This window comes from Paracoccus laeviglucosivorans (genome assembly GCF_900182695.1).
Taxonomy (GTDB): Bacteria; Pseudomonadota; Alphaproteobacteria; order Rhodobacterales; family Rhodobacteraceae; genus Paracoccus; species Paracoccus laeviglucosivorans.
Window position 1 is genome coordinate 22,437 of record NZ_FXTK01000021.1, and the last position, 17,882, is coordinate 40,318.

Consider the following 17,882-nt stretch of genomic DNA (forward strand, 5'->3'; position numbering starts at 1 on the left):
CATCAGAATTCGGCGCGCAGGGCGCCCACCACGCCTTCGGTGCAGACCTTCAGCAGCAACTCGCCCTTTCCGGCAGTCGCCTCCTTGGGCGAGGACAGGGTGCCCGGTGTGGGCGTCCATTCGGGCTTGACCGGATAGACATCATAGGGCGGAAATGAGGCGGGGGTCACATCCACCGCGCGCGACAGGTCAACGAAATGCGGATAAAGTGCCAGCATCAGCGAGGTTTCCAGCACGCCGCCATGCTCTAGCGCCCAACCCGGAAAACCATCGGGATAAAGCCGGGCAATGTCATCCTCTCCGACGAAATCCCAATAGGACAGGACCAGGATCTTCATATCCGTGATCCCGTCCCAGCGCAGTTCGCGCAGTGCAAGGTCAATGCCCTCGATGATGAACCAGGAATTTTCGTAATGTCCGTTCACCAACCCGATCTTGCGAACGCCATGCCGCGCGAATTCCTTGATCACGTCGCGCAGCGAGGCGACAAGCGTCGCACCGTCAAGGCTGGTCGTGCCCGGAAAGTGATTGCCACCCCCCGATTTCTGGTGCGACTTGTAACCATAGGTGAAAGGCGGTGCCACCAGCGCGTCGATCTCCAGCGCGGCACGGCGGGCGAATTCCGTCGGCAGCAGCACATCGACATGAAGCGGCATGTGATGTCCGTGTTGTTCCATCGCGCCCATCGGGATCAGGATCGGCGTTGTGCCATCTTTTACCGCATCATGATAATCCGGCCAGGCCAACTCAGAAGCAAATGCAGTTCTCTGCGGCATCGGGACATCCTTTTTGATGAATCTTCACCGCAAGTAGAAATTCCGATGGACGATAAATGAAATATATTGTGGCAATCCTTGGATTGCGGGGGCAAATTCATGGCAGGCATCACCAATCTTCCGACCGATCTGCTGCGCACGTTCATCGCGGTGGTGGAACTGGGCGGCCACTCTCGTGCAGGCGTCGCACTGGGCCGCAGCCAGCCCGCAATTTCCTTGCAGATCCGGCGGCTTGAAGATCTGGTCCGCGCGCCCCTGCTGGCGCAGGAGGGCAGGGCCATCCTGCCAACCCCTGCTGGTGAGGCATTGTTAAGCTATGCGCGGGAAATGGTGCGCATCAACGACGAGGCCGTCAGCTATTTCCACAGATCAGAGAAAACGGGCGTGCTGCGCATCGGGCTGCCGACCGACTATGCCGTTGCATTCCTGCAAAGCACGCTGACCCGATATATCCATGGGCATGCCGAAGTTGAACTTGAGGTCCATTGCGATCTTTCACGAGAATTGCATCAACATCTGCGCTCGGACGATCTGGACATTATCGTCGCCGTCATGTCGGGGGCAACCATGCCCTATCTTTCGCGCATGTGGACCGAACAACCGATCTGGGTCGCGGCAGAGGGGCTGTCGCTGCCCTCGCATAGCCCCATTCCCCTGGGGGCGCACCCGGAAGGGTGCGACTATCGGGCCCGGATGATCCAATCACTCGATGCCATCGAGCGCCGCTGGCGTATCGTATACACGAGCCCCGGTATCTCTGGGCTGCAGGCAGCCGTAGTGAACGGGCTTTGTGTGTCCGCGCTTACCCGGGCGACGCAATTGCCTGGGATGCGAATTCTGACCGAGGCGGACGGTTTTCCTGCGCTTGAGCCTTTGCGCGTCGGCCTGTTTTACAAGCACCCCCGATTGTCGGCGGCCGGGCTGCAGCTCGTCAGCGATCTCGTCGCAGATATGGAAAGCGTCGGGTCCGGCATCCATCCGGTTCCCGGCTAAGGCGATAACCGGCGCAAATAGCACGATTGCAAGAACAGATTTTGCATCGGCGATGGCATCTCCTAGCCTTGTCCAGGAACAAAAAAACAACATGACAGGGTGATGATATGACTTTGATAAACGGGGGCAGCCCCGGCCTTTCAAGGCGCGCAGCCTTGGCACTGGGGGCCGCTGCACTGGCGACGCCGATGTTGTCGCGGCGTGCCTTCGCTGCACCAACCGAACTGACGATGCTGGCCTGGTATGGCCATGCGGAACCTGACATCGTTGCCGAGTTCGAGGCCGAACGGAATGTCAAGTTTGTCCCGAAATACTATACCGGCGGCGACAATATGCTGGGGCTGATCTCGCAAAGCCCGCCCGGCACCTTTGACGTGATCCTGTCGGATGCCGAATATGTCCAACAATTGAACTCTGCGGGCTATATCGAGGCGCTGGACCCCGCCGACTATCCGTTCGACGAATTCTTCCCCGAATTCCAGCATTTCCCCGGCCATTGGGACGGCGATACGCTGTATTCGGTCATTACCCGCTTCGGCTTTCTGGGCGTGGCTTACAACACCGACGCGCTGACCGAGGCGCAGGCTTCGACCTATGACGTGTTCTGGGATCCTGCGCTGAAAGGCAAGGTCGGACATTTCGACTGGCATCTGCCCAATCTGGGCCAGATCAGCCTGCTGAATGGCAATGCCAGCCCCTATGACATCGACCCGACGGCTTGGGATGCGGTCAAGGAAAAGACGATGACGCTGCGGCCGCAAGTCGGCGGCTTCTTTGATTATGGTGGCACTTTTTCTTCGTTGAACAATGGGCAGATGCTTGCCTTTGCGGGCATCGGCGACTGGATCACCGGCACGCTGGAACGCAACGGCGCCAAGGTCCGCAGCGTGATCCCCGAACAGGGAGGATTGCAGTTCACCGAAAGCTTCTCGATCGGCAAAGGATCAAGCAAGGCTGAACTGGCGAAAGAGTGGATCCAGTACGTCACCTCGGCCAAGGGACAGGCAAAATCGGCGCAGATGGCCGCCTATCCCTGCATCGTCCCCAGCCAGAAGGGCTGGGAGGTGCTGAATGCCGAAAATCCGGCCGAGGCCAAACGTCAGGGCATGGTCGAGGGTCCAGGCAGCGCCATCGATCTGATCCGCTCGGGTCGCATCAAGTATCGTCAGCTTCTAGTCCAGCAGTCGCTGGAAGAGTGGAACGACTTCTGGTCGGACTACAAGGGCGCCTGACGCCGGATGACAGGGCAGGCGGAGGTTCCGCCCGCCGCACCCCAAGCCCGGAGGTTTTGATGCGCCGCCACGTGTCACTTTATGGCCTGACCGTTTCGCTGCCCCTGCTGATCTGGCAGCTGCTGTTCTTCGTATTCCCGCTGGTCTTTCTGATCGCGCTCAGCTTCTGGACGGTGCGGAATTTTCGCATGCAGCCGGATTTCGACACGGTCAACTGGATCACCATGTATGGCCGGGGGATCTTTTGGCAGGCCTATGCCACCACGCTGGCGCTCGCCACCATGGCTGCGGTGCTGACCAGCATATTCGCCTTTCCCTGTGCCTATGCCATCGCCTTCAAGCTGCCCGAACGCGCGCAACGCTGGGCGATCATGCTGATGGTGATCCCGTTCTTTACCAGCTATCTGGTGCGGATCTATTCCTGGCAGGTCTTTCTGTCGGACGCGGGCATCATCAACGTCATGCTGGGCTGGATCGGGCTGGGGCCTTACGGCTTGCTGAACACGCCCGGCGCGACCCTGCTGGGCTATGTCACGCTGGCGCTGCCCTTGGTTGTGCTGCTGCAGCTTTTCAGCCTGATCTTCATCGACCGCACGCTGGTCGAGGCCGCGCATAACATGCGCTGCGGCCGCCTGAGGACGGTGTTCGAGGTGATCGTGCCATCGGCCCGCGTCGGTCTGGTGATCGCGGGGCTGTTCGCCTTCATCCTGTCTTTTGGCGATTTCGTCAGCCCGATCTATCTGGGCGGCGGCGATCCGACGACGCTGTCGATCCTGATCACCGACACCACGAAATCCGGCCAGCAATGGCCGCGCGCGGCGGTGATTGCGCTGACCATGATCGTGACGCTGATGATCGTGGCCTTCTTGTCCATCCGCTTTGCCTATCGGGGACGCAAATGAATCAGGAAAATCAGGCCAACCGCAACCCTTGGGTCAGTGGCGCGCTGAAGCTTTATGTCGTGCTGGCCTATCTGTTCATCTTCGCGCCAATACTGGCCAGTTTTGTCTTTTCCTTCAACTCGGACCGCTTTCCGACCATCCCGCTGGGGCATTTCTCGACCGAATGGTATCGGGCGGTCGCCGCCGATCCGCTGGTCTGGGAGGGCCTGCGCAACACGCTGCTGGTGGGCGTCGTGGTGGGCGTGATCTCGACCGCACTTGGTTTCGGGGCGGCATACACAGACTATCGCTACAGCTTCATGGGTAAGCAGCTATACATGGCCCTGGCGTTGCTGCCGCCGACCATTCCCGTGGTCATCATGGGGCTTGCGATGCTGGCCTTCCTGTCGCGGCTGAACCTGTCAGGCGACGCGCTGGCCGTCATCATTGCCCATGTCGTGATCTGCGCCCCTTTTGCCATGGCGGTAATCCGGCTGCGGCTGTCGCAGATGGATCCGTCCCTTGAACCCGCAGCGTGGAATCTGGGCGCATCGGAATGGGCGACGATGCGCCATGTCATCGTCCCTTTTTGCCGACCGGCTATCTTGGGTGCGCTGTTCGTGACCATGGCGGTGTCTTTCGACGAATTCGCCATCGCTTGGTTCGTCAGCGGTCTGAATGAGACCTTGCCCGTCAAGGTGCTGGGCTTTCTGCAAGGCCAAGTCAGCCCGCGCATCAACGCCATCGGCACTTTCGTCTTTGTCATCTCGATGACGCTTTTGATCCTAGCGCAGCTGCTTTTGGGCCGCACCGCCGCCAAAGACAAGGAATGACCTTCATGACCCAAGCGCCCCTTGTTTCCTTCGAAGGCGTCGTCAAGCGGTTCGGTTCGTATACCGCCGTCCAGAAAATCGACTTGGACATCTCGCAGGGCGAATTTCTGGCCCTGATGGGCTCGTCGGGCTGTGGTAAGACGACCACCCTGCGGATGCTGGCCGGGCTTGAGGCACCGACCGAGGGCGTGATCCGGCTGTCGGGCCAGCCCATCAACGATCTGCCCAGTTGGTCGCGCGACACGCCGATGGTCTGGCAAAGCTTGGCCCTGTTCCCATTCCTGAACGTGGTCGAGAATGTGGAATTCGCCTTGAAAATGCGCGGCATGGGCAAGGCCGACCGCCGGCGCCGGGCGGAGCAGTGGCTGGACCGGATGCAGATCGCCGAATTCGCGGGGCGCAATATCAGCCAGCTTTCGGGGGGCCAGCGGCAGCGCGTCGCGCTGGCCCGATCGCTGGTGGTGGAACCCAAGATTCTGCTTCTGGACGAACCGCTGTCGGCGCTTGATGCGGCGCTGAAGGTAAGGATGCAGTCGGTGCTGAAGAACCTTCAGCGTGAGACGGGCATCACCTTTGTCTATGTCACCCACAGCCAGTCCGAGGCGTTTTCGATGGCCGACCGCGTGGTGATCATGAGCCGCGGCAAGGTCGAGCAGATCGGCACGCCTCGGGACATCTATCGCGCGCCCCGCAGCCGTTTCGTCGCGGACTTTCTAGGCTCGTCGAACATATTTTCCGGCGAGCTTGCGCGGGATGCGCAGGGGCGCCCGACCATCGTCACCGACAGCGGCGATTTCATTCTGCCAGGCGTCGGCGCCCCCGGCATCGAAGGTCAGAAATCCAGCCTGACGGTATTGGACACGCGGATGCAGGTCCATGCCGACGCGCCACAGGATGTCCAGAACTCGGTCGCAGCACGCATGGTCGGAGAGGAGTTCACCGGCGCAACCGCGACGATCTACTTCGAGACCCAAAGCGGGCAGGAAGTTCGCGTGCAGAAAACGCATGAGGAACTGGCCGGCCTGGATCTGCAGATAGGCCAGCTTTTTCATTTGTCATGGTCGCCTTCCGATGGGCATTTGGTCAATGAATAACCCGAAAACACCCCCTCCCGATGCGGGCCAGCCCCGCCTGTCGCAAGCCAGCCTACACAGTTTTCTGTGGGCGGGTCGGCTAGGGCCGATCTGGCTTTCGGATGCGCCTCAGCCAAATCAAGGGGTCATCTCTTTTCGAAGGCTGCCGCTGAGATGGAGCACCGTCCGGGCGCTGCGTTTTCCATTTCGGGCGCATTTTCAGGCGCTGCGGCGGGAAATCGGTTGGCTTCCAGGCCGCGAGGCTAAATCACGTTCTACCGCTCGGTGGGCAGGAAAAGTCTGAAAGCCCGAGCGTGGCGCGGGCAAAAAACGGTCGGCAGAGCGCACTTCGCTCGTCGTGACTGACATTGCTATTTTTCATCGCTGGCTACGCAGATAAGCTCAATTATCGAGATATTCGCGGTTTTTTCAGGCGCTGTCATGAGCATGGCATAATGCTGACTGGCAGATCGGCCAGGGCGTCGCATTCCATTCTGCGACGCCGATCTGTGCTGATGTGCAAGCTCGACGGCACTCGCGACGGCGATACCAGGGGCACGCCGCCGCGGTCCATCATGAACGGGATGTTATGCCTTGGCCCGCTCGGATCGTGCGTGGAAAATGAACCCAATGAAGTTCAGCAGAACCTGCGCCGCAAGGATCGCGGTGCCGCCGGTGTGGTCGTAATCGGGCGCGACCTCGACCAGATCGATGCCGACCACCTCGTTGCGGTTCGCCAAGGCCTGCAACATCTCCAGCACCTCGTAATAGACGAAGCCGCCATGGCTGGGCGTGCCCGTGCCCGGAGCGATCGAGGGGCAAAAGCCGTCGATGTCGATGGTGACATAGACCCGCGCGCCCGCAGGGATCCGCTCGATCACCGCCTTGGCCCCAAGCGCCCGCATCTGCCGCACCGACAGAATGTCCGAGCCCATGCTGCGAGCGGCCTCGTAGCCCTCTTTCGCGGTGGATGAGACGTTGCGGATGCCAACCTGCGTCAACCCGGTGACATAGGATTTTTCTGCCGCGCGGCGCATCGGGTTGCCGTGGCCGTTCCGCACGCCGTGCCGTTCGTCGACGAAATCCAGATGCGCGTCGATTTGCAGGACGTGGATGTCGCCCCGTCCCTCGAATGCCTCGATACAGGGGATATTGATCGAGTGGTCGCCGCCGATCACCACCGGCAGTGCCCCGGCATCCAGAATGGCCTTCACGCCGGTCTTGATGCTAGCATGGCTGGCGGTGGTGTCGGTGTGGACGATGTCGGCATCGCCGATATCGACGATACGCACATCGCTGTCCAGATAGGTGCAGTCGTCTTCGTGATCATAGGCCCCGGCATGGCCAAAGCTGAACAGGGTCGATGCCTCGCGCACCGCGCGCGGCCCGAACCGGGCCCCGGCGCGAAACTGGGTGCCGAAATCGAACGGCGCACCAAGGATGGCCACATCGGCGTCGATCTGGCTCCAGTCGGCGACATAGGGGCGTTTGCCGAAGGTCGCGATCCCGACAAAAGGCAGGTTCAGGCGGCCGGACTGATAAGTATGGGCGGTCATGTCTAGATGTCCTTTGGAAAGTTAAGGCAGCGCGGGGGCGTCAGTCGCGCTGCAATGCCGAGCCCGCCTTGCCGGCGGTGCTGATCGCGATGGCGGCGAAGGTGACGATGGCCGCCACGACAAGGAACCAGGCCGGGGCCAGTTTCGAACCCGTGGCGCCGATCAGCCAGGTCGCAATCAATGGGGCCGTGCCACCGAACAGGGCATTGGCGCTGTTGAAGCTTAGCGCGAAGCCCGAAAACCTTACGCGGGTCGGGAACAGTTCGCACAGGAAGGTGGGCAGCGTGCCGCCATTCATCGACAGCAGCGCCCCGAACAGGGACCAGATGCCAAGGATCACCAAAAACCCGGGTGAGATCAGGCCTGTGAACGCCGCGCTGGACAACATGGCGAACATCGGAACGGTCAGGATGGCGAACAGTGCCGAGCAGGCCATCAGCACCTTTTTCCGGCCGATTCTGTCCGACAGCGCCCCCATCACAAAGATCGAACCCAGATAGACAGCCAGTGAGACGGTCGAACCGATGAAGGCGGCGGTCTCGGATACGCCCAGCTCAGCGGCCAGATAGGTCGGCATATAGCTGAGCACCAGATAAAAGCCGACCGCGTTCAAAAGCGTGCCGCCAAAGGCGATCAGCACCTCGCGCCGGTGGTTGGTCATCAATTCGATCACCGGGGTCTGCGGCACGTGCTGCGCCCGCTCAAGCGCCTTGAAATGCGGGGTCTCGTCCAGCTTGCGGCGGATATAGGCGCCGACATAACCTAGGGGCAGCGCCATCAGGAACGGCAGGCGCCATCCCCAGCTGTGCAATTGTTCGACCGTCAGCACGCCATGCAGGATGGCAACGAACAGCGATGCCGCCAACAGGCCCGCCGCCTCACCCGCGGGAACCAGGCAGGTCAGCATGCCGCGTTTGTCGTCCGGTGCATATTCCGCCAGAAACGACGCCGCTCCGGCATATTCGCCCGAGGCCGCGAAGCCCTGCACCAGCCGCGTCGCCAGCAACAGACCCACTGCCCACAGCCCGATCATGTCATAGGTCGGCAGGAACGCGATCACAAAGGTCGCGGCCGACATGATGAAAATCGACAGCGAAAGCGTCTTCTGCCGCCCGATCCTGTCGCCGAAGTGGCCCCAGATAATGCCGCCGATGGGGCGCACGATAAAGGACAATGCAAAGACCGCATAGGTCGCGATCAACGCGGTGCGGGCATCCGTGGCCGGAATAAAGACCACGGCGATGACGGTGGCGAGAAAGCCGTATGAGGCATAGTCGAACCATTCGACGAACGTGCCCATGAAGCTGGCCATGCCGGCGCGGCGCAGCACGGTTCCGGTCGCGTCAGGCGCCAGCCTGGCGGTGGTGTCGGTCATTGCGAAAGTCTCCTCCCTTTCGCGGTGATGCCATGCATCGCCCCCGGCCCAGCCTATCCTTGGCCGGTTCCTCCCGGGGGTCTGCGTGCCGTATCGGAAAGTTTGTGCGGCAAGCGATGCACCCGATAAATCCGAAGTTGAATATGTTCACATCAGATTTCCTGATGTATCCTTCGAACCATGCGGATCAGCGATTTCACCCTGCGCAACATGCGCACCTTTTGCGCCGTCGCCGATCATCGCGGTTTCGCGGGCGCGCAAGCCGTGCTGGGGATGAGCCAATCCGCCGTCAGCACACATATCAAGGATCTGGAGGTCACTCTTGGCTTTGCGCTGTGCCGCCGTGGCCGGGGTGGCTTTGCGCTGACCGAAAAAGGTGAGGCGGTCTATGCATATGCGCGCCAGATGCTGTCGGGGATCGAGGATTGCGAAGCGCGGCTTGGGACGTTGGGCAGGGTGCTGGCGGGCCATCTGCGGGTCGGCGTCGTAGATAGCGAGGCCGACAACCCCGAACTGCCGGTCCATCGCGCGATCCGCCGCTTTTTCCTGCGCGAACAAGAGGTGCGGCTCAGCCTTGAGGTCGGAACCCCCGAGGATCTTGGCAAGGCCCTGCAGACCGGCGACATCCACGTCGCCATAGGACCCTTTCCCACTCGACACCCGAATATCGAATACATGCCGGTCTATGCCGAGGAGCATGCGTTGTTCTGCGGCAACCACCACCCGCTGTTTGGTCTGGAACAGGACATCTCGCTTGAGGTGCTGTCCCAACACCCGATGACGGTGCGCCCCTATCTGCAACGCGCCGAACTGGCCCCCTTGGTCAATCCGCGCGTCATCGCATCGGTCTCGAATATGGAGGCGCAGGCGATCCTGATCCGCAGCGGCTGTTTCCTTGGTTTTCTGCCGGTGCATTTTGCACGCAAATGGCTGGACACGGCCGAGATGCGGCGCATCGACCTGCCCGGAATCGGTTGGCATTCGCAATTCTTCGTCGCCTTGCGCGCGCAGCCAGAGCCGACCGAAGTAGCGCAACTGTTCGCGCGCGACGCCGTGCTGGAATTGGCTGGCGGCGGCAATTGACGCCGATGGGCATGTGCGGCCGAGCACGAGATTTCACGATTGGCTCGCGCTCACAGGTCAGTCCGAAAAGCCAGAGCGTATCTAGGGATATCGTCCACAACGGCCCATGACCCAGCGGGGCAGGGTCTCTGGCCAATCGTCCTGCCTGACGGTCTTTGGGGTAGGGCGATCCCAGTTGCGAATGGCCGAAAATACCGCGATCGATCTCTACGGATGCTTGTGCTGAACGTGCCCAGCCAGTTGCGGTGAGGGTTGGATCTTGAGTTCGCACGGATCAAACCAGCTTTGAAGAGAGGGTCTTTTTCCGACCGCAAAGGTGGTCTCGAAGAAGCCGGCCGGCAGTCGCCACCGGCTTCTTGCTACTACAAATCTTCCCTGGAAACCGCATTGCCCGCTTCACAGGGCGCACGCGTGAAGTGTCCGCCGCCGACATATTGCCAATCCATGCCGACCGAGGCCGCAAGAAAATCATCGCCACTGCCTGTAAGCTCGGCCTGGCGATGATGTGGCAGCACCAGCAATTTCATCAGCACCAGATAGAACAGGAAGCCCAACGGGAAGCCGATCACGAAAGCGAATGCCGACCACCATGCCGCGATGGCGCCCGCCAGCACCCAGGCGATCAGCCCGGCCAGGTTGAAGCCGTGACGGTAACGATACTGACCCTGGGGATCGAACAATGCGGGCACGTTCACGCGACGGCGGCGGATGACGTAATAATCCGCGACCATGATGCCGCCTATGGCCGACAGGAAAGCGCCGTAATAGCCCAGAAAGACGAACAGGTTGTCGAGAATTTGCCACGGAAAACACAGCGTGCCGACGACACCCGCGATCACCACCGCCATGCGATAGTTGATGATGTGCGGCGCAAGATTGATGAAGGTCAGGGCTGCGGGGATGAGGTTGGCCGAATTGTTGGTGGACCATTGAGCAAGCACCACCAGGATCAACAGGACCAGCAGCGCGATGCCTTGCGCGTCGCCCTGAATGACCTCGATCGGATTCCAGTTGCCGGTGGCGATGAACGATACAGCTCCCAGCCCGGCGATCATCGCCTGCGTCACGGGCAATGCGACCAGTTGCGCCAGAAAGATCGACCGGTTGCGCTGCAGGAATTTGCGGGTTCCGGTTTGCATCTTCACGAAGCGCGACAGGTTCGGAATATCGATGGCCATCGTTGACCAAAAGCTCATGTTGGCAATGAACAGCACGATCAGGGACGCTTGTCCCTGGGCCTGAAAGGTCCAGATGTTCAGCCCTTTGGTTTCCGCGATGCCTTCCAGCGTGAAATACATCCAGCCCGAGATCGCGATGATCGCAGGCGCGGCCAGGGATGCCAGCCGCTCGACCGACTTGATCCCCAACATGGTGTTGGCGACCTGAACTGCGGCAAACAACGCATACCACAGGAACCAGTTGGAGAAGCCAAGAAAGTATTCGCCGATGCCGTTCAGCGCCAAGGCCCCGAGATAAGTCTGGATGCCGAACCACATTGCCGCGACGATGCCGCGCGACACCGAGGGCAAATGCGTGCCATGGATCCCGAATGGCGCACGCAGGTAGACCGCGAAGGACAGCCCGTGCTCGGTGCCGATATCGGCGGTCATCAGCATCACCGCGCCAATGGCCAGATTGGCCAGAAAGATCGTCAGCGCGACGGTGGCCAGGCTGAAGCCGCCCTGGATGCCGGTGGCGCCCAGCGAATAGGTGGCGATGATGACTGCGATGCCCACCCAGATCCAGGCATAGCCCAACATGCCGATGGGCCGCTCGCCTGCCTTGGTGGGCAGGATGCTTTCCTCGATCAGGGCGGTGCGGTCCGGCCCGGTGGCCAATTCCTCTTGTGTCAGTGACATGTTGTTTTCCCTTTGGTGAAGATGTGCGATCGTCACGTGGCAGACTTCGCCACGTGCGGTCGTTCTTATGCTGGAAAGGAAATAGGGCCGCTTGATGCGGCCCCTTGGTCAGTCCTGGCGCTGCATCGCCAAGCGCAGCCTTTCGGTCGTCGCCATGTCCACTGTCTCGGTTTCCAGATCTATGGCGATCCCGTAGACTGCGCGCGCGTCCTTTACGGAACAGAACCCGTCCAGGACATCCTCAAGCACCTTGCGCGGTGCGCGCTTCAAAGGTTCGCCGTAGCCGCCACCGTTCGGACTGTAATAGGTCATCACGTCATTGGCCCCAACCGCCAGGCCCGAGAACTTGGAATGCATCTCGGTCTCTTGGCCGGGCCTATCGGGGTTGCTGATCGTGCAACGTCCGACCGCGCCATCCTGCCCGCCAAAGATGCCCCAGGGCGCGTCGGTATGGCGTTCGGATTCGTGGGTGATGAAGGCCGGCGTCAGCACCCGCTGGGCCTTGACGACGCCGATGCCGCCCCGGAATTCGCCCGCGCCCGGAGGCGCATCGTCACGCAGTTCATAGCGGTCGCAGACCATCGGGATATGCATTGCCAGATCTTCCAGCGGATTGTTGCGGGTGTTGGCCATCAGGTTGTCGATGCTGTCAGGTCCGTCAGATCGCGGCCGCCCGCCATAGGCACCCTCGTTCACTTCCAGAAACACCCAGTAGTCGCCCGAGGGCCGCACACCGGAATAGGCCGCGAAGCTGATCGAGGCGGAAGATCCCGCGATCACCTGCTCGGGCATCACCGGGGCAAGCGCGCGGATGATCAGATCGATCATGCGATTGCACTGGGTAAAGCGGGCTTCTGCAGATGCTGGCGCGCGCGGATTGAAGATCGAGCCCAGCGGTGCCGTGACCTTGATCGGACGGAACGACCCCTCGTTCGAAGGCACGCGCATGTCAGATGTGGCCGCGTCCAGCAGCAGCTTCCGAAAGCCCGCATAGGCCGCGACCTTGGTCGACCCTTCGAAGGGCACGTTATAGGCGGTGGGCGTCTGATCGGCAGATCCCGTCAGGTCCACCTCGACCTCGTCACCACGCACCCGGACCGTCACCTTGACCTTTAGCCGCTGGTCACGGTTGCGACCATCGTCGTCCAGCCAGCCTTCGGCGGTATAGTCGCCATCGGGGATTTCGCTGATCCGCTGCCGGGTCATCCGCTCGGCGTAATCCATCAACTGGTTGGCTGCGCCGAAGACCTTTTCCTCGCCGTATTTTTCCAGCAGTTCGACGAAACGGCGCGCGCCGAGCCGGGCCGAGGCGATCTGTGCCTCGATATCCATGACCAACTGCCCTGCCGCACGGGAATTGCGCCGGATATAGTTCCACATGGCGTTGTTGGGTTCGCCCTTGCGGTAAAGCTTCGTCCCCGCGAACAGCATCCCTTCGGCATAGACATCGGGCACGTCGATGATCAGTCCCGGCGTCGCCGCACCGATATCGACGTGGTGCGCGGTGTTTCCGGCAAACCCGACAAGGCGCCCCTTGAAGAACACCGGCACGACGATGGCCAGGTCCGGGGTGTGGGACGATCCGTGATAGGGATGGTTGTGGACGACCGCGTCGCCTTCATACCATTCGCCATCCTCCAGCGTCTCGGCGATGCCGCGCAGATATCCGGGGATGGACCCGATGTGCATGGGCGTCGATTCGGATTCGCAGAGCGTGTTGAAATCCGTGTCGAACAGGCCCGCGCCCAAGTCCTGGCTTTCCCGGATGATCGAGGAAAAGGACATCCGATACAGGACGTGCCCCATCTCTTCGGCGATGGTCTCGAAGGCGCCGCGGATTACTTGCAGCGTGATCGGGTCGACCTCGGTGATCTTGCTCATCTGGTTCATCTCATGCCCCCTTGCTGACGCGCGTATTGCCATAGTCCAGCGTCTCGGCGACGTAGCCGGGCGGGACCAGGGTGGTGGAATTGTGCTGGACCAGAATGGCCGGCCCCGGCACGCGGTCGCCTGCAAACAGCTTCGTGCGATCATAGCGCGGCGTTTCCAGCGTCCGCCCGCAGTCAAAGGTCGTCGGGCGCACGAACATCAGCGCCCGGTCGATGGACGAGCCGTCGGTGGGCTGCACCTTGGGGATCTCGATCTGGCGCACGCTGGCCGAGCCGATGACCCGCAGCGTGATCAGTTCCACCTCGGCCTTGCGATAGGCATAGCCGTAATCCCGTTCATGCGTGTCGTGGAAGCTGTCGATGATGACGTGCATGTTCTGTGGCGTCAGCGGCCCATCGGGAAAATCGGCGCGTAGTTCAAAGCCTTGCCCCTGATAGCGGCATTCCGCGATGACCCTCAGATCCTGCGCAGCCCGCTCGATGCCATCGGCGTCCAGTTCATCGTGGACCGCGTTCTGCAGCTTTTCGATATGGCCATTGATCCGGGCGATGTCGGCATCGGTGGCAGAGTTTAGAATCAGGATCTCCGCCTCGGTGTGCTCGTATTGCAAGTCGGTTTTCAGCAGCCCCACGGCGGCGGTGATGCCCGGCGCGACTGGCACGATCACGTCGCGCGCGCTGACCGCCTCGGCCAGGGCCACGCCATGCAGCGGGCCGGCGCCGCCAAAGGGCATGATGGAAAATTCGCGCGGGTCGATGCCGCGCGCGACCGAGTTCGACCGGATCGCCAGCGCCATGTTGTTGTTGATGATCTTTATGATCCCCAGAGCCGCTTCCTTGACGCTGAGCCCCAAGGGGGTCGCGATCTTTTCCTCGACTGCCTTGCGCGACAGCTCGGCGTCCAGCCGCAGGTCGCCGCCCAAAGCCATGTCAGGGTCCAGGCGGCCCAGCACGATCTGGGCATCGGTGACGGTCGGCTCTTCTCCGCCGCGGCCATAGCAAGCGGGACCGGGTTCGGAACCGGCGGAACGCGGGCCGACGTTGAAGGCACCCGCTTCGTCGACAAATGCCACTGACCCGCCACCCGCGCCGATCGTCACAAGGTCGATCATCGGGGTCAGGACCGGATAGCCTGACACATAGGTGTCGCGCTGGTTCATGATCTTCAGCTGGCCGCCCGGAATGGTCGAAATGTCGGCCGATGTGCCGCCGATATCCACTGTGATGATATTGGGCGTGCCCGCCATCTCACCTTCGGACGCGCCGCCGATGACACCGCCGGCCGGGCCGGACATCAGGATGCGGATCGGACGACGCGCGCAGGATTCGACAGTGGATACACCACCGTTCGACTGCATGATCCGCAGCTTGGACGTGACCCCCGCCTCGCGCAGCCGAGCATCGAGGTCGCGCAGGTAATAAGCGGTCTTAGGGCCGACATAGCAGTTCATCGCAGCGGTCGAGAAGCGTTCATATTCCCGCATCACCCGCGCCAGTTCCGAAGACATGGTAACGTAGGCGCCGGGAATTTCCTCCATCACGATCTCCTTGGCTCGGGCTTCGTGGGCATCGTTCAGAAAGCTGAACATGAAGCCGATCACGACCGAGCCGATCCCGCGCTTGCGAAACAACGCGCAAGCGTCGCGGACGGCCTGTTCATCCAACGGTTCCAGTATCTCGCCGGTCGGCGGCATGATCCGCTCGCGCACAGCGATACGGTTTCGACGTTTGACCAGCGGCTGGCTTTGCCACGGCACGTCGAAATGCAGACTGAAGTTATAAGGGCGCTTGTGTCGGCCGATATGCAGGATGTCGCGAAAGCCGTGGGTGGTGATCATCCCGCATTCCGCGCCATTGTGTTCAATGGTGATATTCGTCGCCGTCGTGGTGCCGTGGACAATGGTTTCAACTTCGGACGGGTCGATCCCCGCCTGGCCGCAGATGCCCTGCACACCCTGAACCACGCCGATCGACTGGTTTTTCAGAGTGGTCGGAACCTTGTGATAGAAGACACCCTTCGCGCATTCCAGAACGAGATCTGTATTTGTCCCGCCTACGTCGACGCCAATTCTAGCCATGTGATTTGCTCCCGTTGGAGTGGTGTTTTATTTGATAGTTCAGCCGCGCCTGGGAAGTGGGCTCAGGTTTTCGGCTTTGAGGTCTGCGTCGTCGCGGTCCTGTCTGGTAAACGACCGACCTGCCGTTTCGGGCGAAAACCACGTCACCAGTAGCGCCATGCCCGCGACCAGCGAGATATAGATCGCCGGAGCTAGGCGGTTGCCCGAGGCCGAGATCAGCCAGGTCGCGACGAAGGGTGCTGTGCCGCCGAAAACCGCATAAGCGACGTTATAGGTCACGGCTGAGGCGGTATAACGAACTCGCGTGGGGAACACTTCGCACAACAATACGGCGGTGACGACATTGGCGCTGACCGCACCTAGCGCCAGCAGAATTTGCGCACTGAACGCCGATAGAAAAGTTCCGTCGGACGCAAGGGTGTAGGCGGGAACAGACAGCACCCCCAGCAGCAGCGCGGCCGCCGCCATGATCGGGCGACGCCCGACGCGGTCGCACACCCGGCCAATGAACGGTGCCATCAGCGTGGCAGCTACAAGGGCGAGCACATTCGACATCAGGACGTGTCGTGGCTCCATGCCAACCACGCTGCGCAGGAAAGTCGTCATGTAGGTCGAGAAGATATAGAAGGACAAAGCTGTCAGGCTGATGAAGCCGGCCAGCCGCACCATCGGACGCCATTCATTCAGCAAGGTATCTCGAAGGGGGGTATGGGCATGTTCGGCGGCTGTTGTCTGCAGCACCTGCTGGAACAGCGGGCTTTCGTCCAGCCGATGACGGATATACAGCGCCACCAGCCCAAGCGGGGCGGCGATCAGAAACGGAATACGCCAGCCCCATGCATTCATCTGCTCTGGGCTGAGCGAAACGGTCAGAAGCCAAGAACACAGTGCCGCCAACGCAAAAGAGGCAAAGGTCGCTGCTGGCATGTAGCTGGACCATCGCGAGCGTTGATCCTCGGGCGCATGTTCGATCACATACGTTACGGCGCCGGCATATTCGCCACCGGCCGAGAAGCCTTGGACACAACGCGCGAGCGTCAACAGGATTGGTGCCCAGATTCCGATGGTGTGATAGCTGGGCAGCAAGCCGATCGCCGCCGTTGCCAGCGACATCAGAAGCACTGTCAGGGCGAGGACGCGCTTACGGCCTAAACGGTCGCCCATCAGGCCGAAATACGCGCCTCCGATGGGGCGCAGAGCGAAAGCGACAGCGAAGATCGCGAAGGTTTGCAGCAAGCCCGCCATCTGGTTGCCGGGTGGAAAAAAGGTCACGGCGATGATCGGTGCCATAAAGCCGTAGATCGCGAAATCGAACCATTCGATAACGGTTCCCGCGATTGCGGCGTTCGTGACCTTGCGTAGCGTCGCAGCATCTGCGTGCTTGGTCATTATTGTCTCCCTGAGATTTTTTGTTGCCCTTGCGAGGATGTTGTCCAGCAAGGGAAAAGGGCGCCCGCTCGGGCGCCCTTCGGGATCATTCAGCCGCGACCTTCTGCGCACCAAGACCGTCGATGTAGCTCACGCATTCATCCACGGTGTGAACGTCGCCGAACTTGGCATCGATGTCGAAAAGATTCCAGGCGACCGCGCCGGGCACCCGGTCGCCGATGGCTTCCTTGACCGCAATGGTGCGGAAGCCGTCAGCAATGCCGTCGCAGATCGTCTGGCGCACGCAGGCGCAAGCGGTCACGCCGGTGACCAGGATGGTATCCACATTGTTTGCGCGCAGAATGCCTGCCAACTCGGTGCCATGGAACGACGAGGCGCGCTTTTTCAACAGCGTGTATTCGCCTTCGATGGGTTCGATGCGGCTGTCGATGGCCCACAGGTCCGTGTCCTTGATGTCGACCACGTCGACCGGGATCTTGTTGTGCCACAGGCCCATGTCGGTGAAATCGGCATTGCGGTCGGTGATCTCATAGGCGGTGGTCACATGCACCACAGGCAAACGCGCGGCCCGGAAGGCCTTCAGCAGCTTCTGCATCCCCGGGATGATCTCGTTGTCCATCTTCTCCTGGTCGCAGGTGAAGGGATTGCCGGGACGGGTCCAAGCATTGGCCAGATCGACGCTGACCAGCGCGGGACGTTTGCCAAAGCCGACACGCCGTTGAAACCCGCGCTCTTTGTAAAGCTTGCTCGCGGTGTCGAAAGCTTCTTGCAGCAGACGGTCCAGTTCCTTGGTGTCCATTTCGCTCATGATCAGATCCTTAACTTGATGAGAATGGCGCACGGATAAGCCGTTTTCACACGCAGT

14 protein-coding genes are annotated in these 17,882 nt (G+C 61.1%); 6 read left to right on the plus strand and 8 right to left on the minus strand.

Annotated features, from left to right (window positions below; all coding sequences use genetic code 11):
* Positions 1 to 2 precede the first annotated feature (2 nt).
* Positions 3 to 776 (minus strand): creatininase, encoded by a 774-nt coding sequence (locus FN835_RS17245; protein ID WP_142664479.1) that lies wholly within the window; start codon positions 774 to 776, stop codon positions 3 to 5.
* Between the two features lie 99 nt (positions 777 to 875).
* Here FN835_RS17245 and FN835_RS17250 point away from each other — a divergent pair, with 99 nt between their 5' ends.
* The 5 genes from FN835_RS17250 (at position 876) to FN835_RS17270 (ending at position 5,809) form a co-directional block, all read left to right on the plus strand.
* On the plus strand, positions 876 to 1,769 hold the full coding sequence (locus FN835_RS17250) for a LysR substrate-binding domain-containing protein (protein WP_142664480.1): 894 nt from the start codon (positions 876 to 878) through the stop codon (positions 1,767 to 1,769).
* A gap of 107 nt (positions 1,770 to 1,876) precedes the next feature.
* Positions 1,877 to 3,001: a polyamine ABC transporter substrate-binding protein gene (locus FN835_RS17255; RefSeq protein ID WP_142664481.1), complete on the plus strand. Its 1,125-nt coding sequence runs from the start codon at positions 1,877 to 1,879 to the stop codon at positions 2,999 to 3,001.
* Positions 3,002 to 3,060: 59 nt separating this feature from the next.
* The gene (locus FN835_RS17260; RefSeq protein ID WP_142664482.1) at positions 3,061 to 3,903 is read left to right on the plus strand and encodes an ABC transporter permease; all 843 of its coding nucleotides are present in this window, start codon (positions 3,061 to 3,063) and stop codon (positions 3,901 to 3,903) included.
* Positions 3,900 to 4,715 carry an ABC transporter permease gene (locus FN835_RS17265; RefSeq protein ID WP_142664483.1) on the plus strand — a complete coding sequence of 272 codons (816 nt, stop codon included), beginning with the start codon at positions 3,900 to 3,902 and terminating at the stop codon, positions 4,713 to 4,715. The genes FN835_RS17260 and FN835_RS17265 overlap by 4 nt, the downstream gene beginning before the upstream one ends.
* A 5-nt stretch (positions 4,716 to 4,720) precedes the next feature.
* Complete coding sequence (locus FN835_RS17270; protein WP_142664484.1) at positions 4,721 to 5,809, plus strand: ABC transporter ATP-binding protein; 1,089 nt, start codon at positions 4,721 to 4,723, stop codon at positions 5,807 to 5,809.
* A gap of 566 nt (positions 5,810 to 6,375) precedes the next feature.
* Here FN835_RS17270 and speB read toward each other — a convergent pair.
* Both speB and FN835_RS17280 read right to left on the minus strand, forming a co-directional pair.
* Positions 6,376 to 7,344 carry an agmatinase gene (speB, locus tag FN835_RS17275; RefSeq protein WP_142664485.1) on the minus strand — a complete coding sequence of 323 codons (969 nt, stop codon included), beginning with the start codon at positions 7,342 to 7,344 and terminating at the stop codon, positions 6,376 to 6,378.
* A 40-nt stretch (positions 7,345 to 7,384) separates the two neighbouring features.
* Entirely contained in the window at positions 7,385 to 8,719 is a 1,335-nt protein-coding gene (locus FN835_RS17280) for an MFS transporter (RefSeq protein ID WP_142664486.1), read from the minus strand.
* A gap of 180 nt (positions 8,720 to 8,899) precedes the next feature.
* On the opposite strand from FN835_RS17280, the gene FN835_RS17285 reads away from it, so the two are divergent.
* Entirely contained in the window at positions 8,900 to 9,802 is a 903-nt protein-coding gene (locus FN835_RS17285; protein ID WP_221930464.1) for a LysR family transcriptional regulator, read from the plus strand.
* Between the two features lie 362 nt (positions 9,803 to 10,164).
* Here the strand turns inward: FN835_RS17285 and FN835_RS17290 are convergent, their stop codons facing one another.
* From FN835_RS17290 to FN835_RS17310, 5 genes are all read right to left on the minus strand, one after another.
* Complete coding sequence (locus tag FN835_RS17290; RefSeq protein WP_142664487.1) at positions 10,165 to 11,661, minus strand: NCS1 family transporter; 1,497 nt, start codon at positions 11,659 to 11,661, stop codon at positions 10,165 to 10,167.
* 108 nt (positions 11,662 to 11,769) lie between these two features.
* Positions 11,770 to 13,551, minus strand: coding sequence for a hydantoinase B/oxoprolinase family protein (locus tag FN835_RS17295; protein WP_142664488.1), 1,782 nt, complete (start codon positions 13,549 to 13,551; stop codon positions 11,770 to 11,772).
* A 1-nt stretch (position 13,552) separates the two neighbouring features.
* Entirely contained in the window at positions 13,553 to 15,628 is a 2,076-nt protein-coding gene (locus FN835_RS17300) for a hydantoinase/oxoprolinase family protein (protein ID WP_142664489.1), read from the minus strand.
* A gap of 39 nt (positions 15,629 to 15,667) precedes the next feature.
* On the minus strand, positions 15,668 to 17,017 hold the full coding sequence (locus tag FN835_RS17305; protein WP_142664490.1) for an MFS transporter: 1,350 nt from the start codon (positions 17,015 to 17,017) through the stop codon (positions 15,668 to 15,670).
* 85 nt (positions 17,018 to 17,102) lie between these two features.
* On the minus strand, positions 17,103 to 17,816 hold the full coding sequence (locus FN835_RS17310; RefSeq protein ID WP_246098789.1) for an isochorismatase family protein: 714 nt from the start codon (positions 17,814 to 17,816) through the stop codon (positions 17,103 to 17,105).
* Positions 17,817 to 17,882: the final 66 nt, after the last annotated feature.